The 21625-nt window shown below is 74.8% G+C and carries 19 protein-coding genes and 1 pseudogene; 8 read left to right on the top strand and 12 right to left on the bottom strand.

What is annotated here, in order from left to right:
• Positions 1-249: 249 nt before the first annotated feature.
• Positions 250-906, bottom strand: a complete 657-nt coding sequence (locus tag ACIQE0_RS33600; RefSeq protein ID WP_402339053.1) for a DUF3000 domain-containing protein — start codon at positions 904-906, stop codon at positions 250-252.
• 102 nt (positions 907-1008) lie between these two features.
• Here ACIQE0_RS33600 and hemE point away from each other — a divergent pair, with 102 nt between their 5' ends.
• Positions 1009-2076, top strand: a complete 1068-nt coding sequence (hemE, locus tag ACIQE0_RS33595) for a uroporphyrinogen decarboxylase (RefSeq protein ID WP_402339051.1) — start codon at positions 1009-1011, stop codon at positions 2074-2076.
• A 21-nt stretch (positions 2077-2097) separates the two neighbouring features.
• On the opposite strand, the gene ACIQE0_RS33590 is transcribed toward hemE, so the two are convergent.
• The 3 genes from ACIQE0_RS33590 to ACIQE0_RS33580 all read right to left on the bottom strand — a co-directional run bounded on the left by ACIQE0_RS33590 (position 2098) and on the right by ACIQE0_RS33580 (position 6394).
• The gene (locus tag ACIQE0_RS33590) at positions 2098-3480 is read right to left on the bottom strand and encodes an FAD-dependent oxidoreductase (RefSeq protein WP_366338636.1); all 1383 of its coding nucleotides are present in this window, start codon (positions 3478-3480) and stop codon (positions 2098-2100) included.
• Between the two features lie 85 nt (positions 3481-3565).
• Positions 3566-5026 (bottom strand): aldehyde dehydrogenase family protein, encoded by a 1461-nt coding sequence (locus ACIQE0_RS33585; protein WP_402339049.1) that lies wholly within the window; start codon positions 5024-5026, stop codon positions 3566-3568.
• A gap of 159 nt (positions 5027-5185) precedes the next feature.
• Entirely contained in the window at positions 5186-6394 is a 1209-nt protein-coding gene (locus tag ACIQE0_RS33580; RefSeq protein WP_402339047.1) for a thiolase family protein, read from the bottom strand.
• Between the two features lie 221 nt (positions 6395-6615).
• Here ACIQE0_RS33580 and hemG point away from each other — a divergent pair, with 221 nt between their 5' ends.
• Both hemG and hemQ read left to right on the top strand, forming a co-directional pair.
• Complete coding sequence (gene hemG / locus ACIQE0_RS33575; protein WP_402339045.1) at positions 6616-8073, top strand: protoporphyrinogen oxidase; 1458 nt, start codon at positions 6616-6618, stop codon at positions 8071-8073.
• A gap of 2 nt (positions 8074-8075) precedes the next feature.
• Positions 8076-8813: a hydrogen peroxide-dependent heme synthase gene (gene hemQ, locus ACIQE0_RS33570; RefSeq protein WP_384102060.1), complete on the top strand. Its 738-nt coding sequence runs from the start codon at positions 8076-8078 to the stop codon at positions 8811-8813.
• Positions 8814-8894: 81 nt separating this feature from the next.
• Here hemQ and ACIQE0_RS33565 read toward each other — a convergent pair whose 3' ends face one another.
• The 5 genes and pseudogenes from ACIQE0_RS33565 to ACIQE0_RS33545 all read right to left on the bottom strand — a co-directional run bounded on the left by ACIQE0_RS33565 (position 8895) and on the right by ACIQE0_RS33545 (position 14736).
• Complete coding sequence (locus tag ACIQE0_RS33565) at positions 8895-10604, bottom strand: alpha/beta hydrolase (RefSeq protein WP_402339043.1); 1710 nt, start codon at positions 10602-10604, stop codon at positions 8895-8897.
• A 130-nt stretch (positions 10605-10734) separates the two neighbouring features.
• Positions 10735-11529, bottom strand: coding sequence for a TIGR04222 domain-containing membrane protein (locus ACIQE0_RS33560; protein ID WP_402339041.1), 795 nt, complete (start codon positions 11527-11529; stop codon positions 10735-10737).
• A gap of 180 nt (positions 11530-11709) precedes the next feature.
• Positions 11710-13030: pseudogene (locus ACIQE0_RS33555) on the bottom strand (DUF692 domain-containing protein).
• 144 nt (positions 13031-13174) lie between these two features.
• The gene (locus ACIQE0_RS33550; RefSeq protein ID WP_402339039.1) at positions 13175-13837 is read right to left on the bottom strand and encodes a LysE family translocator; all 663 of its coding nucleotides are present in this window, start codon (positions 13835-13837) and stop codon (positions 13175-13177) included.
• A gap of 80 nt (positions 13838-13917) precedes the next feature.
• Positions 13918-14736 carry a peptidyl-tRNA hydrolase gene (locus tag ACIQE0_RS33545; RefSeq protein ID WP_402339037.1) on the bottom strand — a complete coding sequence of 273 codons (819 nt, stop codon included), beginning with the start codon at positions 14734-14736 and terminating at the stop codon, positions 13918-13920.
• Positions 14737-14950: 214 nt separating this feature from the next.
• Between ACIQE0_RS33545 and ACIQE0_RS33540 the strand changes: the two genes are divergently transcribed.
• Both ACIQE0_RS33540 and ACIQE0_RS33535 read left to right on the top strand, forming a co-directional pair.
• Positions 14951-15856 (top strand): ATP-binding cassette domain-containing protein, encoded by a 906-nt coding sequence (locus tag ACIQE0_RS33540; protein WP_402339112.1) that lies wholly within the window; start codon positions 14951-14953, stop codon positions 15854-15856.
• Positions 15853-16533: an ABC transporter gene (locus tag ACIQE0_RS33535; RefSeq protein ID WP_402339036.1), complete on the top strand. Its 681-nt coding sequence runs from the start codon at positions 15853-15855 to the stop codon at positions 16531-16533. Before ACIQE0_RS33540 ends, ACIQE0_RS33535 begins: the two co-directional genes overlap by 4 nt.
• A 113-nt stretch (positions 16534-16646) precedes the next feature.
• On the opposite strand, the gene zapE is transcribed toward ACIQE0_RS33535, so the two are convergent.
• Positions 16647-17771: a cell division protein ZapE gene (gene zapE / locus ACIQE0_RS33530; RefSeq protein WP_402339034.1), complete on the bottom strand. Its 1125-nt coding sequence runs from the start codon at positions 17769-17771 to the stop codon at positions 16647-16649.
• A 67-nt stretch (positions 17772-17838) separates the two neighbouring features.
• Here zapE and ACIQE0_RS33525 point away from each other — a divergent pair, with 67 nt between their 5' ends.
• From ACIQE0_RS33525 to ACIQE0_RS33515, 3 genes are all read left to right on the top strand, one after another.
• A complete protein-coding gene (locus ACIQE0_RS33525; protein WP_402339032.1) occupies positions 17839-18678 on the top strand; it encodes a pyrimidine reductase family protein in 840 nt (279 codons plus the stop codon).
• Positions 18679-18815: 137 nt separating this feature from the next.
• A complete protein-coding gene (locus tag ACIQE0_RS33520) occupies positions 18816-19313 on the top strand; it encodes an indole-3-glycerol phosphate synthase (protein ID WP_384102044.1) in 498 nt (165 codons plus the stop codon).
• 180 nt (positions 19314-19493) lie between these two features.
• Positions 19494-19697 carry a hypothetical protein gene (locus ACIQE0_RS33515; RefSeq protein WP_402339030.1) on the top strand — a complete coding sequence of 68 codons (204 nt, stop codon included), beginning with the start codon at positions 19494-19496 and terminating at the stop codon, positions 19695-19697.
• A 66-nt stretch (positions 19698-19763) separates the two neighbouring features.
• Here ACIQE0_RS33515 and ACIQE0_RS33510 read toward each other — a convergent pair whose 3' ends face one another.
• Both ACIQE0_RS33510 and ACIQE0_RS33505 read right to left on the bottom strand, forming a co-directional pair.
• Positions 19764-20450 carry an ABC transporter ATP-binding protein gene (locus tag ACIQE0_RS33510; RefSeq protein ID WP_402339028.1) on the bottom strand — a complete coding sequence of 229 codons (687 nt, stop codon included), beginning with the start codon at positions 20448-20450 and terminating at the stop codon, positions 19764-19766.
• Positions 20447-21535, bottom strand: coding sequence for an FtsX-like permease family protein (locus ACIQE0_RS33505; RefSeq protein WP_366338640.1), 1089 nt, complete (start codon positions 21533-21535; stop codon positions 20447-20449). The genes ACIQE0_RS33510 and ACIQE0_RS33505 overlap by 4 nt, the downstream gene beginning before the upstream one ends.
• Positions 21536-21625 lie beyond the last annotated feature (90 nt).

The following is a 21625-nucleotide window of genomic DNA, read 5'->3' as shown; positions in this document are numbered from 1 at the left end:
ATGATCCGTGTTTGAAGGGTCACTGACCTCTTCGGCAGCAATCCGGCGGGACTTTAGACTTTGATCACGATTTAGTTAGGGGCAATTCGGGCAAACCGGACGCGTGAGCGATCAAGGTGAGCACGCAGTGCACATCGAGGTGATCACAGGCGTACGCGATGCCGTCCGGAACCGGAAACGGCGAACGACAGGTGCCGCGCACCCGGAGCATCCCGGTGCGCGGCACCTGCCGTTGGTCGTTTCCGCCGGTCAGCGGGCGTGCGGACCGCGACGCTGGGGCAGTGCCACCACCCCGCCGCGCGGCGAGGGGTCCAGCGGGGCCGGCGGCAGCCCGGCCACCTGGCACAGCAGGTCGCACCACGCCGCCAGGTGCGCCGCGAGGTCGGGCACCCCGCCCGGACCCTCGGCCGGCGTCCATGACGCGCGGATCTCGATCTGGGTCGCCGGTTCCCGCGCCGCCAGCTCGCCGAAGTAGTGCGACCCGGCGCGGGTGATCGTGCCGCTGGGCGCGCCGTAGCGGACGCCGCGCGCGTCCAGGGCGCCGGTCAGCCAGGACCAGGACACCTCCGGCAGCAGCGGGTCGGTGCCCATCTCCGGCTCCAGTTCCGCGCGGGCCAGCGTCACCACCCGGAACGTGCCGTGCCAGGTCTCGTCGCCGGCCGGCTGGTGCAGCACCACCAGCCGGCCGTCGGCCAGGTCCCGGTCCTCGCCGTCCGGGCCCGTGCCGTGCTCGACGACCGTGGCCTCCAATGCGTAGGCGTACGGGGCGAGTCGTTTTGGTGCGGGGGTCGGGTCGATCTCGATCTCCGGCCGCAGTCGTGCCGCGCGGAGCGCCTCGACCGCCTGACGGAAGGGGATCGGGGTCTCGTCCGCGCTGTCCGCGAGGTGTTCTTGAGCCGCAGCCATGCCCGGAAGGGTAGGCGGAAGACGGCGCTCATACGCGGAGGACACCCGGTGCGCGCGTCGCCCATTCGGAGGTGCCGCCGGGTGCGTGCGAAGATTTGCCGCGTGAGCGCCAACGACGCCCCTACGGGCCACCCGCAGACCGCTACGTACGACTCGGCCTTCCTCAAGGCGTGCCGGCGCGAGCCGGTGCCGCACACGCCGGTGTGGTTCATGCGCCAGGCCGGGCGCTCACTGCCCGAGTACCGCAAGGTCCGCGAGGGCATCGCGATGCTCGACTCCTGCATGCAGCCGGAGCTGGTCACCGAGATCACGCTGCAGCCGGTGCGCCGGCACGGTGTGGACGCCGCCATCTACTTCAGCGACATCGTGGTGCCCCTGAAGGCGATCGGCATCGACCTCGACATCAAGCCCGGCATCGGCCCGGTCGTGGAGAACCCCATCCGCACCCGCGCCGACCTGGAGCGGCTGCGCCCGCTGGAGCCCACGGACGTCCCCTACGTCACCGAGGCCATCGGCCTGCTCACCCGCGAGCTGGGCGCCACCCCGCTGATCGGTTTCGCCGGCGCGCCGTTCACGCTCGCCAGCTACCTCGTCGAGGGCGGCCCGTCCCGCAACCACGAGCAGACCAAGGCCATGATGTACGGCGACCCGCAGCTGTGGGCCGACCTGCTCGACCGGCTCGCGGACATCACTGCCGCCTTCCTCAAGGTCCAGATCGAGGCCGGCGTCAGCGCGGTGCAGCTCTTCGACTCCTGGGTCGGCGCGCTCTCCCCGGCCGACTACCGGCGCGCGGTGATGCCGGCCTCCACCAAGGTCTTCGACGCGGTCGCCGTCCACGGCGTCCCGCGGATCCACTTCGGCGTCGGCACCGGCGAACTCCTCGGCCTGATGGGCGAGGCCGGCGCGGACGTGGTCGGCGTCGACTGGCGGGTCCCGCTGGACGAGGCGGTCCGCCGGGTCGGCCCCGGCAAGGCGCTCCAGGGCAACCTCGACCCGGCGGTGCTCTTCGCTCCCCGCGAGGCCGTCGAGACCAAGGCGCGCGAGGTCCTCGACGCCGCCGCCGGTCTGCCGGGCCACGTCTTCAACCTCGGCCACGGCGTGCTGCCGACCACCGACCCGGGCGCGCTGACCGGGCTCGTCGAGTACGTCCACGCGCAGACCGCGCGCTGAGCCGGGCGCGGCCGGGGGCCGTCAGGCCCCGGCCGCCCGCACCGCCGCGTCCGCCTTGCGGGCCGCCACCAGGACCGGGTCCCACACCGGCGAGAACGGCGGGGCGTATCCGAGGTCCAGCGAGGTCATCTGCTCCACCGTCATCCCGGCGGTGAGGGCCACCGCGGCGATGTCCACCCGCTTCCCGGCGCCCTCGCGCCCGACGATCTGCACCCCGAGCAGCCGCCCGGTGCGCCGCTCGGCGAGCATCTTCACGTGCATCGGGCGGGCGCCGGGGTAGTAGCCGGCGCGACTGGTGGACTCGACGGTGACGGTGACGTACTGGAGCCCCGCGGCCCGGGCCTGACTCTCCAGCAGCCCGGTGCGGGCGATCTCCAGATCGCATACCTTGCTGACGGCCGTCCCGACGACCCCGGGGAAGGTCCCGTAGCCGCCGGCCACGTTGGCGCCGATGAGCTGGCCGTGCTTGTTGGCGTGGGTGCCCAGCGCGATATGCCGGAACTCCCCGGTGAGCAGATCGCGCACCTCGATGCAGTCCCCGCCCGCCCAGACGTGCTCCTGGCCGGACACCCGCAGCGACGGGTCGGTGCGCAGGCCCCCGTACGCGCCCAGCGGCAGTCCGGCCGCCTCGGCCAGGGTGGTCTCCGGGCGGACGCCCAGCCCGAGCACGACCACGTCCGCCGGGTACGCGGTGCCCTCCGCCAGCACCGCGCGGGCCCAGCCGTCCGCGCCGGTCAGCACCTCGGTGACCCGCGCGCCGGTCACCACCTTGACGCCCATACCGGTCATCGCGGTGTGCACCAGCGTCCCCATGTCCGGGTCGAGGGTGGACATCGGCTGGGCGCCCTGCTCCAGCACCGTCACCTCGAATCCGCGGTTGATCAGCGCCTCCGCCATCTCGACGCCGATGTAGCCGGCGCCGATCACCACGGCCCGCCGGCCCGTCGCGCCCTGGAGGCCGCGCAGCAGTGCCTGCCCGTCGTCCAGCGTCTGCACCCCGTGGACGCCCGGTGCGTCGATGCCCGGCAGCGGGGGGCGCAGGGGGCGCGCCCCGGTCGCCAGCACCAGCTTGTCGAAGCCGGTCCATGACGCGCGGCCGCCGTCCTCCAGGTCGCGGCTGCGCACCCGGCCCCGGTCCAGGTCGAGTTCGACGACCTCGGTGCGCAGCCGGAGGTCGATGCCCCGGGCCCGGTGCTCCTCGGGCGTGCGGGCGATCAGCGCGTCCGGGCCGTCCACCTCGCCGCCCACCCAGTACGGGATGCCGCAGGCGGAGTACGAGGTGAAGTGGCCGCGTTCGAAGGCGGTGATGGTCAGTTCGTCCGGTCCCTTCAGCCGGCGCGCATGCGAGGCGGCGGCCATCCCCGCCGCATCGCCGCCGACGACCACCAGGCGCTCCGCCGCCATCCCCACCACGTCCTCTCGTTCGTCCTCGTCCACATGATCGTGCGGGGGTGCGCCGGTGCGCGGGATTGGCGGTGCCGGGGCCGGCTCAGAAGGGGTACGCGGCCGGGGTGGCGCGCACCGTCGTCCAGCGGGTCTCGGTGAACGCGTCGAGGTTGGCGTCGCCGCCGAAGCGGGAGCCGGTCCCGGAGTCGGCCGATCCGCCGAAGGCCGCCACCGGTTCGTCGTTGACTGTCTGGTCGTTCAGGTGCAGCAGACCGGTGGGGATCCGCTCGGCCAGCTCCAGGGCGCGGGCCGCGTCGCGGGTGACGATGCCCAGCGCCAGCCCGTAGGAGGACTCGTTCGCCAGGGCCACCGCCTCGTCGACGGTGTGGAAGGCGCGGACCGGGGCGACCGGGCCGAAGACCTCCTGGGCGTAGGCGGGGCAGGTGCCCACCGAGCCCGGCCCGTGGGCGGCCGACGGGTCCGCGTCGGCGAGCACCGTCGGCCGGTAGAACAGCCCCTCGTGGGTGCCGCCGGCGGCGATCCGCACGCCGGCCGCGGCGCTCTCCCGGACCAGCGCGTCGATCTTGTCGAGCTGTCCGCGGTCGATGACCGGGCCGAGGTGGACCTGCGCGCGGAACGGGTCGCCGACGGTCAGCGCGTCGGCCTTCTCGGCCAGCCGCGCCACGTACTCCTCGTAGAGGGAGGCGTGGACGAGGTGCCGGCCGGCCGTCATGCACACCTGGCCCTGGTGGAAGAAGGACGCCCAGGCGGCGGTGGACATCGCGGCGTCCAGATCGGCGTCCTCCAGCACCAGGAAGGCGCTGTTGCCGCCGAGTTCGAGGTGGGCGCGCTTGAGGTGCCGGGCGGCCAGCGCGCCGACGCTGCGGCCGGCCGCGGTCGAGCCGGTGAAGGAGATGATCCGCACCCGCGGGTCCTCGACCAGCGCCTGTCCGGTGTCCGCGCCGCCGGGCAGGACGTGCAGCAGCCCTGCCGGCAGGCCGGCCTCGGCGAACACCGCCGCCAGGACGTGCCCGCCGCAGACGGCGGTCCGCGGGTCGGGTTTGAGCACCACCGCGTTGCCGAGCGCGAGGGCCGGGGCGACGGAGCGGGCGGCGAGGACCAGCGGGACGTTGAACGGCGCGATCACGCCGACGACTCCGGCCGGCACCCGGGTGGTGTACGACAGGCGCGGTGCGCCCGAGGGCAGCACCTGGCCCAGCGGGCGGTGGGCCAGCGCGGCGGCCTCGTAGCACTCCTCGGCCGCGGTGCGGATCTCGAACTCGGCCTTGCCCTGGATGCTGCCGGCCTCCCGGACGAGCCACTCGCCGATCTCCGCGGCGTGCCGGTGGAGGAGGTCGCCGGCGCGGCGCAGCACCGCGGCCCGTTCCGTGTACGGTCTGCGGGCCCAGTCCCGCTGCGCCGCGGCGGCCGAGGCGGTGGCCTCCGCGACGTCGGCGGGCGCGGCCAGCGTCAGTTCCGCCAGCGCCTGGCCCGTCGCGGGCTCCACCGCCTCGGCGGGGCCGCCGTGCAGGGTGAGCCAGTCCTTGGGATCGAGCAGGGCCATCGCGCCAACCTCCGGTGGGAACGGGGCAGTTGATAGGTCAACCGAGTGGGCAACGAGTGTGCCCCATGGAGGCGGGGCGCGTCCGGCGGACGGCGATCCGGGCGGGCGGTCCGACCGGATCGCCCGCCCGGCGGACGCGCCGTGTCCCGAGCGGTGGGGCTAGCGCTCCAGCACCATCGCCAGCCCCTGGCCCACGCCGATGCACAGTGCGGCCAGGCCGGTGCCCGAGCCCTGGGCGGCGAGTTGGTGGGCCACCGCGCCGGCGAGGCGGGCCCCGGAGGCGCCCAGCGGGTGTCCGATGGCGATCGCGCCGCCGCGCGGATTGACCACGGCGGGGTCGAGTTCCGGCCACTGGGCGATGCACCCCAACGCCTGGGCCGCGAACGCCTCGTTGAGCTCGCAGACCGCCAGGTCGCCGAAGCCCCGCCCGGCCCGCTCCAGCGCCCGCCGGACCGCCTCCACCGGGCCGAGCCCGAACAACTGCGGCTCGATGCCGGTCACCGCGCTCGCGCGGATACGGGCCAGCGGCTCCCGCCCGGTGGCCCGCAGCCCCTCCTCGTCGACCAGCAGCAGCGCGGCCGCGCCGTCGTTCAGCGGGGAGGAGTTGCCGGCGGTGACCGTGCCCTGCTCGGTGCGGAAGACCGGCTTGAGCCTGGACAGCGCCTCCAGCGAGGAGTTCTCCCGGATCGTCTCGTCACGGGCCAGGTCCACCCCCGGCAGCGGCACGACCTCCGCGTCGTAGTCGCCCGCGGCCCAGGCACGCACCGCCTTCTGATGGCTGGCCAGCGCGAACACGTCCTGCTGCTCCCGGCCGATGCCGTGCTTCTCGGCGACCAGCTCGGCGCCCTCGCCCAGCGCCACCGTCCACTCCGGCGCCATCCGCGGATTGACCATCCGCCAGCCCAGCGTGGAGGAGAACATCTCCTGGTGGCCCGCGGGGAAGGCGCGGTCGGGCTTGCGCAGGACGTACGGCGCCCGGCTCATCGACTCCACGCCGCCGGCCACCGCGATCTGCGCGTCGCCGTGCGCGATGGCGCGGGCCGCCTGGATGACCGCCTCCAGCCCGGACCCGCACAGCCGGTTGACGGTCACGCCCGGCACGCTCACCGGGAGCCCCGCCAGCAGCACCGCCATCCTGGCCACGTTGCGGTTGTCCTCGCCCGCGCCGTTGGCGTCGCCGAAGTAGACGTCGTCGATCCGCGCGGGATCGAGCTGCGGGGTGCGGTCCACCAGGGCGCGCAGCACATGGGCGGCGAGGTCGTCGGGGCGCACCCCGGCCAGCGCGCCGCCGTATTTGCCGACCGGTGTCCGTACCGCGTCGACGATGTAGACGTCCCGCACGGCGTCGCGTACGTGTGGCTCGGTCATCAGGCTGTGTCCTCGCTGTCTGCGCTGTCCTCGCGGTAGCGGATCGGCGGCCGGGCGGTTCGAAGATCGCCGCCCGCCGCCCCGAGTCTTTGCCCGCCACCGCCCGGTGTCAACGGTGTGCCCGGCCACCTTCACCGGCGGTGCCGGTGCCGTGGGCAGGACGAGCGGGCCGCTCGGCCCGGCTCCCGGAGGGCCGAAGGGCCTTTGAGACAGTTGAGGACATGAGCACAGCGCATAGCGGAACGGGCCCAGCGCCCGATCATGTCCTGGTCATCGGCGGCGGGATCGCGGGACTGGCCGCCGCGCACCGGCTGCTTCAGGGCGGGGTCCGGGTGACCCTGCTGGAGGCGTCCGAGCGTCTGGGCGGCAAGCTGCTGGCCGGCGATGTCGCCGGCGTCCCGGTCGATCTCGGTGCCGAGTCGATGCTGGCCCGGCGGCCCGAGGCGGTGGCCCTGGCGCGGGCCGTGGGCCTGGGCGAACGGCTCCAGCCGCCCGGCACCGCCACCGCGTCGCTGTGGACCCGCGGTGCGCTGCGCCCGATGCCCAAGGGCCATGTGATGGGCGTCCCCGGCGATCTGGCGCCGCTCACCGCCTCCGGTGTGCTCTCCCCGGAGGGCCTGGCCCGCATCGAGGAGGACCGGACGCTGCCCACGACCGACGCCGGCACCGATGTCGGGGTCGGCGAGTACGTCGCCGCGCGGCTCGGCCGGGAGGTCGTCGACCGGCTCGTCGAACCGCTGCTCGGCGGGGTCTACGCGGGCGACGCGTACCGCATCTCGATGCGCGCCGCGGTCCCGCAGCTCTTCGACGTGGCGCGGCGCGGCGGTTCGCTGATCGAGGGCGTGCGGGCCATCCAGGAGCGTGCCGTGACCGCCCTCCCCGAGGGCATGGCCGCGAACGGTCCGGTCTTCATGGGCATCGCGGGCGGGATCGGGACCCTGCCCGGTGCGGTGGCGGGCGCGGTCCGCCGCGCGGGCGGCGAGATCCTGGTGGGCATGCCCGTACGGGAGCTGCGCTGGACCGGCCCCGACGGCTGGCAGGTCCGGGCCGGGGACCGTACGTTCACCGCCGACGCGGTGGTCCTGGCCGCTCCCGCGCCGGCCGCGGCCGCTCTGCTCCGCGCCGGCAGCCCGGCCGCCGCCGACGCCCTGGACCCCGTCGAGTACGCCTCGATGGCGCTGGTCACCATGGCCTTCCGCCGTGCCGACCTGGGCACCGTCCCGAGCGGCAGCGGCTTCCTCGTCCCGCCGGTCGACGGCCACCGGATCAAGGCGTCCACCTTCGCCAGCAACAAGTGGGACTGGATCGGCCAGGCCGACCCGGACCTCTTCGTGCTGCGCACCTCCCTGGGCCGCTACGGCGACCAGGCCGACCTGGCGCGCGACGACGCCGACCTGGTCACGCTCTCCCTGGCCGATCTCGGCGAGGCGGTCGGCCTGGCCGCCCGCCCGGTGGCCACCGCGGTCACCCGCTGGGACGACGGGCTGCCGCAGTACACCGTCGGCCACGTGGACCGGGTGGCGCGCGTCCGGACCGCGGTCGCCGGCCTGCCCGGTCCGCTGCGGGTGTGCGGCGCGCTCTACGACGGCGTCGGCATCCCGGCATGTATTTCCTCCGCACACCAGGCCGCCGACGAGGTCCTTGGGACCCTGGCGACGGGTGCCGGCGAAAGCGAGTGAGAATGGACGACATGACAGACGCTTCCACCCCCGCCCCCGACAAGATCCCCCACGCGGGCAAGAAGGCCAAGGACCTCAACGAGGTCATCCGCTACACCCTCTGGTCGGTCTTCAAGCTGCGCGACGTCCTCCCCGAGGACCGGGCCGGCTACGCCGACGAGGTCGACGAGCTCTTCGAGCAGCTCGCCGCCAAGGACGTGGTGGTCCGCGGCACCTACGACGTCTCCGGCCTGCGCGCCGACGCCGACGTGATGATCTGGTGGCACTCGGAGAGCTCCGACGCCCTCCAGGAGGCGTACAACCGCTTCCGCCGCACCCGTCTGGGCCGCGCCCTGGAGCCGGTCTGGTCGAACATGGCGCTGCACCGCCCCGCCGAGTTCAACAAGTCGCACATCCCGGCCTTCCTGGCCGACGAGCGCGCCCGCGACTACGTGAGCGTCTACCCCTTCGTGCGCTCCTACGACTGGTACCTCCTCCCCGACGAGGACCGCCGCCGGATGCTCGCCGACCACGGCAAGATGGCCCGCGGCTTCCCGGACGTCCGGGCCAACACCGTGCCGTCGTTCTCGCTCGGCGACTACGAGTGGATCCTCGCCTTCGAGGCCGACGACCTCTACCGCATCGTCGACCTGATGCGGCACCTGCGCGGCTCCGAGGCGCGTCAGCACGTCCGTGAGGAGATCCCCTTCTACACCGGTCGCCGCAAGCCGGTCGCCGAGCTGGTCGCCGGCCTGGCCTGACCGGCCGCCCGCCCCCGCAGACACGCGTACGGGCCGCCCCCGTGAAGGGGCGGCCCGCACGTGCGTCTATGAGGGCGGCGGTTACTTCCCCGTCACCGGGTGCGCCAGGTGCTGCCGGGCGTGCCGGAGCGACTGCCCCGGCACCGGCTCGGCGCGCGGGCCGCAGTACACCCGGTGCCCGGGGACCTTCCCGTGCAGCAGATACGCCTCGACGTGGGCGTTCACGCAGTCGTTGGGGCCGAACGCGACGCCGTGGGTGCCCGCGCCCCGCTCGGTGACCAGGGACGAGCCCGGCAGCCGCCGCTGGAGTTCCAGTGCGCCCGCGTACGGGGTGGCCGCGTCCCGTTCGGCGGCCAGCAGCAGTACCGAGGGCAGGGCGCCGGGCTCGGTGCGGACGTCGAGCGGGCCGCGCGGGCCGCGCAGCGCGTCGTCCAGGTCGGTGGCGGCGGCGTGCAGGGAGGCGTCGGCCAGTTCACCGCCGGCCGGGGAGCCCTTGGCGGCCCGGTCGGCGGTGCCGTGGGCCGCCTCCTCGACGCCTCTGGCCGCCGACTGCCCGCGGTCCGGCCAGAACGCGCACGGCAGGTTCATCCAGACGTTGTCCCAGGTCTCGAACGGTGCGGTGCGGGCCAGGTCGGTGTTGTCCCGGTCCCAGGTGCTCCAGTTGTGCGGCCAGGCCGCGTCGTTGCACTCCACGGCGGTGTAGACGGCGTTGGAGTTCTCCTCGGCCTTGGCGTCGCCGGAGGGCAGGGCCTGGGCGATCAACTGCTTGGCGTCGCCGTGCAGGTATGCCGACAGCGCCTCGGCGCGCATCGGCCAGAACGCGTCGTTGTAGCCGGTCTTGAGGAACGCCGACTGGAGCTGGCCGGGGCCGATCTTGCCGTTGACCGGCTTGCGGCGCAGCCGTTCGAGGGCGGTGTCGTAGGAGTGCTGCACGGCCTTCGGGGTGCTCCCCAGGTGGTAGGTGGCGCGGTGCTTGGCGACCCAGCGCAGCCAGTCCTTCCAGCGCCGCTCGAAGGCGGTGCTCTGGTCGAGGTTGTTGCGGTACCAGATCTGCCGGGGCTCGGGGTTGACCACGCTGTCGAAGATCATCCGGCGGACGTGGCCGGGGAAGAGCGTCGCGTAGACCGCCCCGAAGTACGTCCCGTAGGAGGCGCCCATGAACGTCAGCTTCTTCTCGCCGAGCGCCGCGCGCAGCATGTCCAGGTCCCGGGCGTTGTTGACCGAGTTGTAGAACGGCAGGTCGGCGCCGGCCCGTTGGGCGCAGCCGCGGGCGTACGCCCTGGCCTGCGCCACCTTCTCCCGCTTGAAGGCGGCGGTGGGGTGCCGCGGGCTGTCGGTGGGCGCCTTGGCGTACTCCTTGGGGTCCTGGCAGGACAGCGGCGCGCTGCGCGCCACGCCGCGCGGTGCGTAGCCGACGAAGTCGTAGGCGCGGGCGGTGCGGCGCCAGTTGGGCAGCGTCCCGTAGAGCGGGAACTGCATGCTGGACGCGCCGGGGCCGCCGGGGTTGAAGACCAGCGCGCCCTGGTGCTTGCCCTCGCCGGTGGCCCGGGCCCGGCTGACCGTCAGCTTGATCTTCTTGCCGCCCGGGCGCGCGTAGTCGAGCGGCACGGTGAGGGTGCCGCACTCGACGGAGGCCGGGAGGTGCTCCACGGCCGCGCACCGGCCGAAGGTGAGGTGGTGAACGGGGGCGGGGGGTGCCGCCGGATCCCGGACGGCGCCGCCGGCCGGTGCGGGGGTGAGGCCGGTCAGGACCAGCGACCCGAGGGCGCCGTACAACGCAAGTGCTCTCACGAGCCGTCCCTTCGTAGGGTGCGCGGTGCGCGTGCGGGGCTTCGCCGCACTGGTCCGCACGGTGGGCATACAAAAGGGATAGTTGGGCCGATCGGAGGCGAAGTAAAGCACCGGGCGGCGGTGTCGGACGCTATGCCCCGGAAGAGTGGAGCGCCGCGCGCAAACCCGGATCGGCGAGTGCGTCGGGCCCGTGCAGCGCCAGCCCTGTCAGGCCGCCCGGAACCGCTCCTGCGGGTCTCTTCCGCACACCGGGGTGGACGTGCCGCAGCAGCGCCGTACCGGCCTCGGTGGCCCAGTCGGTGTACGGGTGGGCCTCGACGCGGGCGATGGCCCAGGTGGCCAGGGTGAGGATCAACGGGAGCGCGAACCAGGCCAGTATCAGGCCCGCCCCGTTGCCGGCCGGCGCCATCCAGTAGGTCGCGCCGGCGGCCAGCACCACCAGGAGGGCGGCGCCCTGCACCTGGCGGACCGCGGAACCGATCCCCGAGCGGACCGCGGCGGGCGCCGCGAGTCCGGCGCGGACCAGCCGGTCGGCCATCCCCCGGACCGTGTCCGTGGTCGACAGGGCGCTCCGCACGGCCGGTATGGGGCGCTGGCCCTCGGGGCCTATGGCGGTGAGGGCGGCGCGCTCGACCGGATCGTGGCCGACGGGGTCGACGACCGTGGCCCAGCCGGTGTGGGCCAGGTGCAGCCGTCGTTGCTGCGCCATCAGGACCAGCACCACGTCGGCCAGTCGGTGCGGGCCGCCGGAGAGGTAGGCGGTCTCGTACAGGGTGAGCCCGCCGTCGTCGGGGGCCGGAGCGTCGTCCGCCGGGGCGGACGGTGCCTGGTGCCGGATCCGGCCGGCGGCGATCGCCGTGCGGCACACGCGGACGCAGGAGACGACCGCCGCGCACCAGGCGAGAAGGAGGAAAAGGAGCCACATGGCGGAGGTTCTACGGTACGGACGCCGACCTCGCCAGAAATATCTCGCCATGTGGACGTGATGTTTCGCGGAGGGGGTGGGAGTGGTGAACCTCCGTTGGGGAGCGGGGACTTCGGGCTGGCCGTTGGTGGAGGGTGCGTCAATCTCCGCCTCGATGGCAGCAGTTCGTGACGTGCGGTATTACCTGCGGCGCAGGGTGCGCCACAGGGTGTGGGTGCGCAGGGCGGTGGCGCGGGCGAGGCGGGCCGCGGGGTGCGGGGACGGGGGCCGCGGGCCGGAACGGTCGCGCCACCAGCGGGTGAGTTGCCGGCGTGCCGCCGGGTCCGCGGGGCGGCCCTGGGACAGCAGGAACGCGGCGAAGTCCAGGGCGTCCTGGCGGTAGCCGCCGCTCATGGGGCGGTGGTGGGCGTAGTCGAGGAAGGCCGGTCGGTAGCCGTCGCCGAGGATCTGCGGCAGCTCGGGGGCGATGCGGCCGACGACCGCGGCCCGTTTGGCGGCCAGCGCACGGCTCTGCACCCGCAGCCGGGCCTGGTCGAAGCCCTCCGGCGCGGGCGTCCCGGCCACCAGCGCCGACAGCAGCGCGGCCTGCGCCCGGGCCAGCCGCTCGCGCGCCGCAGCGGTGTCCGCCGCCGGGGCGTCGTCGCTCCCCGCCGCCGGTTCAAGCCGCCCGGCCATGGCGTGCTCCCTCCACCACGGCGCGGATCGCGTCCAGTTCACCGGCCAGCCCGTGGCCCTCGGGGAAGTCGTCGTCCCGCTCCAGCAGCACACCGGGCGGGTCGGTGCGGGCGCACAGCTCCGCCAGGACGTCCAGTATCGGCCGGCTCACCGGGTGGGCGTGGGTGTCGTGCCAGACGCCGTCCCGTTCGACGCCGCCCGCGACATGGACGTAGGCGAGCGCCTCGACCGGGAGCGCGTTTAGGGTCGTGGCCGGGTCCTCGCCGCGGTTGATGTGGTTGGTGTGGAGGTTGGCGACGTCTATCAGGAGGCGGACCCCGGTCCGCTCGACCAGTTCGGTCAGGAACTGCCCCTCGGTCAGCTCCTCGCCGGGCCAGGAGAACAGCGCGGCGATGTTCTCCAGGGCCAGCGGCACCGGGAGCGCGTCCTGGGCGATCCGGACGTTCTCGCAGAGCACGGCGAGTGCGTCGCGGGTGCGCGGCACCGGCAGCAGGTGCCCGGTCTCCCTCGCCGGCGACGCGGTCGGCGGGCCGCCGGCGCGGACGAACGCGAGGTGCTCGGTGACCAGCGGGGCGGCCAGTGCGGTGGCCCGTTCGGCGAGCGCCGCCAGCCGGCCGGCGTCCGGGCGGTCCGCGCCGCCGAGCCCGAGGGAGACGCCGTGCGGGATCACCGTCGTCCCGCGCTCCCGCAACTCCCGCAGGGCGTGGGGGAGATGGCCGGGGCAGACGTTCTCGGCCACCACCTCCACCCAGTCCACCCCGGGCAGTGCGGCGATCTCCGCGGCGATCTCCGGCCGCCAGCCGATGCCCGTGCCCAGATACTCCATGGCTCCCCCTTCTGCGCCCCCGTGGACGGGGTGCTCCGCACCGCGCACGGGCGGTTCAAGCGCCCGTGCGTCCGGTGCGGAGACCGATGTGCGCTTCGCCGGCACCGGCCGGGCCGTGCGCCGGCCGGTCCGCGCGGTCGCGGATCAGCGGGCGACCTCGAACCCGACCGCCGCGCCCAGTGCCACCAGTACCCCGCCGGTGGCCTGGTCCAACCGCCGCCGCACCCGCGGACGTTGCAGCACCGCCCGCGCCCGGTGCACCGCCAGGGTGACCCCGCCCAGCCACAGCAGACCCAGTGCCGCGTGCACACCCACCAGCAGCAGCGTGGTGCCGACCACCGGGGCGCCGTGCGGGATGAACTGCGGCAGCAGGGAGAGGTAGACCACGCCGACCTTGGGGTTGAGGACGTTCGTCAGCAGTCCGGTGCGGAACGCCCGCCAGGGGCTGGTCGGGACGGCGGGCGCGGCGTCGTCCGCGGGCCCGTCCGCGGCGCCGGTCTCCCCGGCGCCCGCCCGCCGCCGGCGTCGGGCGCTGAGGAGTGCCTGGCCCCCGAGCCACACCAGGTACACCGCGCCGGCCACCCGCAGCGCGTCGTACGCCGCCCGCGAGGCGGCCAGCATCGCGGTCAGCCCGACCGCCCCCGCCAGTCCCCATACGAAGCACCCGGCGGCTATGCCCAGCGCGCTGCACAGCGCGGCGCGCCGCCCCGAGCCGAGCGCGGTCCGCAGGACCACCGCGAAGTCCGGGCCGGGCGAGATGGTCAGCAGCGCGGCCACCACGGTGAAGCCGATGAGGGAGGTCAACATGGGGCACACCGTACGTCCCGCTCCGGGTGGGTTCGTCGGCGGGTTGTGAGGCCTGGCGCGGCAGCGCTTCCGCGGTCTGTCTACGGCTGTCGCAGGCGCGGGAGCGGGCAGTAGCGCTCGCCGCCCTCGGCGACGACGGTTTCCCCGGGGGCGATCTCGGTGAACCCGGCGTCCCGGACCACCGGCAGGCCGCTGTCGATCAGCGCCGCCCAGGCCGCGGGCTCCGCCGTCCGCACGGTCAGCGGGAAGCCGGCCGCGCGCCAGGCGTCCCGGTCCGCCGCGGACAGCTCCCACCACGCCAGCTGGGCACCGTGCCCGACCTGTGCCATCGCCTTGCCCGCGGTCATCTCCAGCCCCGGGTTGATCCACAGCACCGGAGCGCCGGCCGCCGGCTCCCCGGGCTCCTGCGGATCGTCCAGCTCCGTGCCGGAGACCTGGAGCCGCGCCAGGTCCTTGGGCCAGCCGTCCAGCGGCACCGGCGGGAACACCCGCACCTCGGCCTCCCGGCCGGTGACCGTGATGCCGGGCAGTGCCGCGGCGCGCCGCCACTCCGCGCCGCGCGCCCGCCGCACCACCTTCCGAATCCGGTGGTCCTGCCAGTCCCGCACCACCTGGGCCCATGCGCCGGCCCCGGTGGCCCGCTCGTCGGAGAGCAGCACCAGCACCGCCCGCGCCGCCGCCTCCAGCGCGTCGGTGCGCGCCGGCGGTGCGTCCCGCTCCAGGCGCACCACGAGCGGCAGTACGTACTCCGGTGCGGTCTCCGCGCGCTCCTGGTCTTCCTCGCGGACGCCCTGCTGCGCGTCGGGCCGTGCGCCGTCGGTCCGTGCCTCGGGGGCCCGGCCGTGCGGGCCGTGCTGACGCTGCTCGCCGGGCCGGTCGGTGGTCTCGGTACTGGTCACGCCGCCCAGTCTGCCAGCCACCACTGACAGCGCCCCGCGCCCGCCGGTGCCTGCCTGCGACCGCCCGTGGTCGCGCGGTGGTGCACGGCCGCCGCAGTCGCCGCTCCCGTCCTCGGCACCCCGCCCCGCCCCGCGCCCGGCTATCGTCGGCGCCGAACGGGGAAGCACGCCGATGGGGGAGGTGTGGCCGATGCCGCGGCAGACGGGGCAGCGGATGCGGCTGGACGGGGTCGGGCGGCGCTACGGACTGCGCGGGCCCTGGGTGCTGCGCGAGGTGCGGCTGGATGTGCCGTCGGGCGCGCTGCTGCGCATCGAGGGGACCAACGGCAGCGGGAAATCAACCCTGTTGAGGCTGCTCGCCGGTATCGACCGGCCCACCGTCGGGCGGATCGCCGGACGCCCGCGCACCGCCTACGTTCCCGAACGCTTCCCGCCCGCCCTGCCGTTCACCGCCGCCGGGTACCTCACCCACCTCGGCCGCATCCACGGTCTGCGGACGCCGGAGGCGGCCCGCCGGGCGGCCGAGTGGCTCGAACGCTTCGGCGCCGCCGGGCACGCCCGCACCCCGCTGGCTGAGCTGTCCAAGGGGACGAGCCAGAAGGTCGCGGTCGCTCAGGCCCTGCTCGCCGAGCCCGAACTCCTCGTCCTGGACGAGGCGTGGACGGGCCTGGACCCGGCCGCCCGGGATCTCCTCGACCGCGCGGTCGCCGAACGGGTCGCCGCCGGCGGCACCGTCGTCTTCGTCGACCACGACCCGCGCCGACTGGCCGGGGCCGCGGACGCCCGCTACCGCGTCGCGGACGGACGGCTGCTCCCCCAGGACCCCGGGCCCACCGCCGAGGTGAGGGACGACGCGGCGGACGACGCGCGCCCGCGGACCGTCATCGAGGCGGAGGGCCCGCCGGGCACCCCGCCGCCGGCCGGCCTCCCCGGCTCCCCGGAGATCGCCCCCGGCCCCGACGGCACCTCCACCTACCGGCTGACGGTCCCGGCCACCCACTCCGACGCCCTGCTCCGCGCCCTGCTCACCGCGCGCCCGCCCTGGCACATCCGCGCCGTCACCGCCGCCGGGCCGCCCGGCACCGAAGCCCTCGCCCCCGGAGAGAACTCCCGCCCATGACCGCCTCCTTGACCGCCCTGGTCCGCTACCAGGCGGCGCTGCTCGCCGGTTCCTACCGGTGGGTGCCGCCGCTCCTGGCCTACGCGGCGTTCCTCGCCATCGGTATCCAGGGCGGCGGTCCGATCCTGGACGCGTACGGCTATGCCGCCGGCGGGCTGTTGCCGGTCTCCGTGTGGCTGACGCGGATCTGTGCGAGCAACGAGCCGCCGGCCGCGCGTAGTTGTACGGCGGCCGCCGCCGGTCCCGGCCGGGCGCACGGCGCCGCCCTGCTGGCCGCGGCCGGCGCCGCGCTCGTCCTCGCGGTCGCCGGCACCGCGTATGTCACCCTGCGCTCCGACGCGCACTCGACCAATCACCAGGTCGCCGTGCCGGTGCTGCCCGCGCTCGGCGCCGGGCTGCTCACCGCGCTGGTCTGTCTGCTGCTGGGCACCGCGATCGGTGCGCTGTGTTCCTGGCCGGTGCTGCGCCGCCCCGGCTGGGGCGTTCCGGCCGGGCTGGCCGCCGCGCTGCTGGTCCTCGTCCTGGGGGCCTCGCCCGCCAACGCCGCGCTGAGCGGCATGGTCACCGGCTCCCAGCACGGCACGGTCACCGTGCCCTGGCTGCCGCTCGCCGTCGCGGTGCCGCTCACGGCCGCCGCCGCGGCCCTGGCCTGCGCCCTCGCCGGCCGCCGCGGCTGACCTTCCGAAGGCCGCACGCGCACCCGTAGGCGGGCGGGGGAGCCGACCGCCCCGGAGGCCGGTGCCAGATCTGACAACTCGGCGCCCGGCTCCGCCCGTTGCCGGCTGTCGGGTTACGCGACCAGCGTCTTGGCGTCCCGGGCCAGTGCGGTCAGGCGCGATATCGCCCGGAAGTACTTCTTCCGGTAGCCGCCGCGCAGCATCTCGTCGCTGAACAGCGCGTCGAAGGGCTTCCCGGCGGCCAGCACCGGCACCTCCCGGTCGTAGAGCCGGTCGGCGAGCACCACCAGGCGCAGCGCGGTGGACTGGTCCGGCACCGCCTGGACGTCGGTGAGGCAGACCGCCGTGATGCCGTCGCACATCGCGCCGTACCGGCTGGGGTGCACCTTCGACAGGTGGTCCAGGAGGGAGGGGAAGTCGTCCAGCGAGGCGCCGGGGGCGTCGTGTGCCGTGCGGACCACCGTCTCGTCGTCGAACGGCGCGGGCGCCTCGGGCAGGCCGCGGTGGCGGTAGTCCTCACCGTCGATGCGCAGGGCGCGGAAGTGGGAGCTCAGGCCCTGGATCTCGCGCAGGAAGTCGGCGGCGGCGAACCGGCCCTCGCCGAGCTTGCCGGGCAGCGTGTTGGAGGTGGCGGCCAGGGCGACGCCCGCCTCGACCAGCTTGCCCAGGAGGGAGGAGACCAGCACGGTGTCGCCGGGGTCGTCCAGCTCGAACTCGTCGATGCACAGCAGCCGGTGCTCGCCGAGCGTGCGCACGGTCTGCTGGAAGCCCAGCGCGCCGACCAGGTTGGTCAGCTCGACGAAGGTGCCGAACGCCTTGAGCTCGGGGGCCGCGGGGGTCGCGTGCCAGAGGGAGGCGAGCAGGTGGGTCTTGCCGACGCCGTAGCCGCCGTCCAGGTAGACGCCGCGCGGGCCCTTGGGGGCGGCGGGCTTCTTCGGTGCCCTGGAGAACCAGCGGCGCTTGCCGCCGTCGGCGTCCGCGCCGCCGCCGATGCCCGCGGCGAACGTCCGCAGGGTCTGTACGGCCTCGGCCTGGCTGGGCTGTCCCGGCTGGGGGATGTAGGTGTCGAAGCGGGCCCCCTGGAAGCGCGGCGGCGGCACCATCTCGGCGACCAGGCGCTCGGCCGGCACCTGCGGTGCGCGGGAGGTCAGCGCGGTGGGCGCGGTGGCTTTGCCCCCGTCGGCCGGGGGCGTGGCTATCGGGGAGGGCGCGGAGGACGAGGGCTGCGAAGGTGACACAGCCGTCCAGCCTAGTGGCTCTGAGGTACCCCCCGGCCCGGTGAGCGAGGCATGTCACACTGCGCCCATGCGACGCCTGTTCCCCCTCCCCCTCCCGACCGCCCCGGATGCCGCCGAGGACGCCCTGCCGGGCGCCGACCGGACCGCCGGCCCCGAGGGGAGCACCGACCGCGAGTGGACCCTGGACGAGTTGGCCGCGGCCTATGCGTACCCGGAGGCGGACGACCCGCTGCGCGTCGGCCGTCCTGGTTGGCTGCGGGCGAACATGGTGTCCTCCCTGGACGGCGCGGCCCACCACGAGGGGCGTTCGCAGCCGCTCTCCGGGGCCGCCGACATGCGGATCTTCGGGGTGCTGCGGGCGCTGTCGGACGCGGTCGTGGTCGGCGCGGAGACGGTCCGGCGGGAGGGTTACCGGCCGGCCCGCGCCCGGGCCGCGTTCGCCGCCCGGCGGGCCGCTGCCGGGCAGGGCCCGGCCCCCGCCATTGCGGTGGTGAGCGCGGGCCTCGCGCTGGACTTCACGCTGCCGCTGTTCACCGAGCCGCTGGTGCCCACCGTGGTGCTGACCGGCACCGACGCCCCCGAGGAGCGGGTGCGCGCGGCCCGTGCGGGCGGCGCGGAGGTGCTGTTCGCGGGTGAGGGGCTGGGCGTCGACCCGGGACGGGTGGCGGGGGCGCTGGCCGCACGGGGGCACACCCGGCTGCTCACCGAGGGCGGGCCGCGGCTGCTGGGGCAGTTCGCGGCGGCCGGGGCGCTGGACGAGATGTGCCTGTCGCTGGCCCCGGTGGTGGCGGTGGGCAGCGCACAGCGGATCATGGACGGGCCCGCCGTTGCGGTTCCCGAGCGGTTCGCGCTGGTGTCGGTGCTGGAGGAATCCGGGTTCCTGTTCACCCGTTACCGCCGGCTCTGATTTCGGCGGAACTATCTGTTCCGCTTAGCTTCCGGTGGGCACACTAAGAGCCGACAGGTCCCGTGTGGTGACGGGGCAGGATGGTTTCTGTGGGCACCCGGGAATAAGGTGCTTGGAAGAGAAGAAGGGCGTCCGTCGTGTTCACGAGCGTATTGATGATCGAGAAGCCGCTGGCGCCCGCCGACGTGGAGTTCGTCACCACTCTGCACGGTGACGACCGGGTCTCCTTCGTGGTCCTCATGCAGCCGCGCGGCAAGCAGGACGTCCTGCTGCGAGCCATCGACGACGTCGCGCTCGGGGAGTTCGAGGACGCCGTGCGGGAGGGCGAGGAGCCCGGCGGGGTGAACGCCGTGCTCCCCGCGGAGCAGGGGCTCGCCCACAGCCTCCAGGCGCTGCGTGCCGCCGGCGCGGAGGCGGTGGGGCAGGTGGTCGAGGACCACCCGCTGGACCTGCTGAAGTCGGTCGTCGACGAGACCGGCGCGGACGAGGTGATCGTGCTGACCACCCCGCACTTCGTCGAGGAGTTCTTCCACCGGGACTGGGCCTCCAGGGCCCGCCACAAGGTCGGCGTTCCCGTCCTCAAGCTGTTCTCGCACGCCGCCGACGAGCAGCCGCAGGCGTCCAACGGCGGCTGAGCCGCGGCCCCGGTACGACCCGTTCCGACCGGCGCGTCAAGCTTGCGCCGACTCTCCACCCGAACGGGTCACCTCTAGCTCACCGCCGTCCTGAATCGGTGCGTTCCTGGTCAGGAAGCGGCCCACAGCGGGCCGAATCCAGCACAGTCGAGGACCGGCGCAACGAGGAAAGGGGCCGTCATGGCGGACCAGCGGGAACCGGACGCGGAACGAAGGCGCGGCCGGAACGAGGACCGGACCCGGGACGAGAAGCGCGGCACCGACCCGGCGGGCCCGGCCGCCTCGGAAGCCGACGACTCCGAGTCCGGAGCGCACGGCCGTCAGCAGGACCGGAAGGCCGAGAAGTCCAGCCTCTTCCCCACTTTCTCCCACCGCGACGACTGAACGGATGCGGGGCCTGCGCGCCAGGCATACGGGACGGGCCGGTGCCCCGCCCGTCCCGTAGGAGGCTCACACCCCCGCGCCCGTCCCCAAGGACAGCCGGCCGTCCAGGACTTCCGCCACCGCGTCCACCGCGTCCAGATGGGAGCGGTCGTGGGTGACCAGCACCGTCGCGGTGCCGCGCTGGTGAGTGAGGTCGGTCAGCAGCTCCAGCACCGCCGCGCCCCGCTCGTGGTCCAGCGCGCTGGTCGGCTCGTCCACCAGCAGCACCGCGGGCTCGTTCATCAGCGCCCGGGCGATGTTCACCCGCTGCCGCTGGCCGCCCGACAACTGGTGCGGCCGCCGGTCCGCCTGCCTTTCAAGGCCCACCGCCGCCAGCAGCTCCCGCGCCCGGGACCGCGCCGAACGGGGTGGGCGGCCCGCCAGGTGGGCCATCACCTGGAGCTGCTCGGCGGCGGTCAGCGACGGCAGCAGGTTCGGCTGCTGGAAGACCGTCCCGATGGTGGTCCGGCGCAGCGCGGCGAGTGCGGCGCGGGTCAGCCCCGCGGTGTCCGTCCCGTCGATCACCACCTGTCCGCGGTCCGGCCGGATCAGCGTCGCGGCGACCGCCAGCAGACTGGACTTGCCGGACCCGGACGGTCCGACGACCGCCGTGAGGGTGCCGGCGGGCACGGTCAGCGACACCGCGTCCAGCGCGGTCAGCCGGGCGTCGCCGTCGGGGTAGGTGAGGGTGACGTCGGTCAGTTCGAGGCTCATCGGGCACTTCCCAGGGCGGTCAGCGGGTCGACGGAGGTGAGGCGGCGGATGGCCAGCGCGGCGCCCACGGCACCCAGCGCGATCATGATCAGGGCCGGGACCAGCACGGTGGAGGTGTCGAGGACGAACGGCACGGTGCCGCCCACCGCGGCGCCCACGGCGGCGGCCGCGGCGGTCCCCAGGCCGGTACCGGCCACCAACAGGACGACGGCCTGGCCGAGCGCGTCCCGCAGCAGATAGCGGGTCGAGGCGCCGAGCGCCTTGAGGACGGCGACATCGCCGCTGCGCTGGATCGTCCAGACCGTGAAGAACGCCCCGATGACCAGCGCGGAGATGGCGAACAGGAAGCCGCGCATGAGCTGGAGCGAGCCGTTCTCGGCGGAGTAGGAACCGATCGCCTGGAGGGCGTCGGCGGAGGCCACCGTCCGGGTGCCGAGCCGCCGGTCCGCGGCGGCCAGGCCGTCCGTCCCGGTGGTGGACAGGGCGAGGACGGTCGCGCCCCCGGAGTCCGCGCCGCCGTGGCCCCCGGACAAGCGCTGCCAGTCGCCGAGCGAGGCCCACACCACCGGTGTGTGGCTGTACATCGCCGCGCCCGACACCGCCGCCACCGCGACCTTCCGGCCGCCCAGGACGACCCGGTCACCGGCCCGTACGCCGAGCTTCCCCGCGGCCTTCTCCGACAGCACCACCGTGCCGTCACCGGCCGGCCCGGAGGACGGCGCCAGCCGCGAACCGGGCCGCACCCCGAACACCGACACCGCCGCGGACTTCCCGCCGGCCCCCTCGGCCTTGGTGGTGGCGATCCCCAACGGGTCCGCGCTCCGTACACCGGGCACCCGTGCCCACTGGCGCACGGTCTGCTCCGACAGCCGGGAGTCGGTGAACGACGGTCCGCCGTCCCCGGCCGGGGCGGCGAAGACCAGGTGGTCGGCGGGCAGCGCGGTGATCGCCGAGGTGTTCTCCCGGCCCAGCCCCGCCGTCAGGCCGGACAGCAGCCCCACCAACACCGTGATCAGGGTGACGACGGTCCCCATCAGGGCGAACCGGCCCCGGGCGAATCTCAGGTCTCTCAAGGCGACGAACACCGGCGTGGCCATCCTCGGATCGGAGCCGGGCCCACTGCCCGGCGGTTCGCCCCCACCGTCGCCCTTCACAGGGGTGCGCGGCATCGCGCC

The organism is Streptomyces sp. NPDC093097, assembly GCF_044754325.1.
In the GTDB taxonomy this organism is placed as follows: Bacteria; Actinomycetota; Actinomycetes; order Streptomycetales; family Streptomycetaceae; genus Streptomyces.
Note: the sequence above shows the minus strand (reverse complement) of the source record. Positions and strands in the feature narration are given on the sequence as shown.

Excerpts from the sequence above, each read along its gene's own strand:
- ACIQE0_RS33600 (WP_402339053.1), bottom strand. The coding sequence starts at position 906 with ATGGCTGCGGCTCAAGAACACCTCGCGGACAGCGCGGACGAGACCCCG.
- ACIQE0_RS33590 (WP_366338636.1), bottom strand. The coding sequence starts at position 3,480 with ATGGCGGCGGAGCGCCTGGTGGTCGTCGGCGGCGATGCGGCGGGGATG.
- ACIQE0_RS33585 (WP_402339049.1), bottom strand. The coding sequence starts at position 5,026 with ATGGCCCTGCTCGATCCCAAGGACTGGCTCACCCTGCACGGCGGCCCC.
- ACIQE0_RS33580 (WP_402339047.1), bottom strand. The coding sequence starts at position 6,394 with ATGACCGAGCCACACGTACGCGACGCCGTGCGGGACGTCTACATCGTC.
- hemG (WP_402339045.1), top strand. The coding sequence starts at position 6,616 with ATGAGCACAGCGCATAGCGGAACGGGCCCAGCGCCCGATCATGTCCTG.
- hemQ (WP_384102060.1), top strand. The coding sequence starts at position 8,076 with ATGGACGACATGACAGACGCTTCCACCCCCGCCCCCGACAAGATCCCC.
- ACIQE0_RS33560 (WP_402339041.1), bottom strand. The coding sequence starts at position 11,529 with ATGTGGCTCCTTTTCCTCCTTCTCGCCTGGTGCGCGGCGGTCGTCTCC.
- ACIQE0_RS33550 (WP_402339039.1), bottom strand. The coding sequence starts at position 13,837 with ATGTTGACCTCCCTCATCGGCTTCACCGTGGTGGCCGCGCTGCTGACC.
- ACIQE0_RS33540 (WP_402339112.1), top strand. The coding sequence starts at position 14,951 with ATGCGGCTGGACGGGGTCGGGCGGCGCTACGGACTGCGCGGGCCCTGG.
- ACIQE0_RS33535 (WP_402339036.1), top strand. The coding sequence starts at position 15,853 with ATGACCGCCTCCTTGACCGCCCTGGTCCGCTACCAGGCGGCGCTGCTC.
- ACIQE0_RS33525 (WP_402339032.1), top strand. The coding sequence starts at position 17,839 with ATGCGACGCCTGTTCCCCCTCCCCCTCCCGACCGCCCCGGATGCCGCC.
- ACIQE0_RS33515 (WP_402339030.1), top strand. The coding sequence starts at position 19,494 with ATGGCGGACCAGCGGGAACCGGACGCGGAACGAAGGCGCGGCCGGAAC.
- ACIQE0_RS33510 (WP_402339028.1), bottom strand. The coding sequence starts at position 20,450 with ATGAGCCTCGAACTGACCGACGTCACCCTCACCTACCCCGACGGCGAC.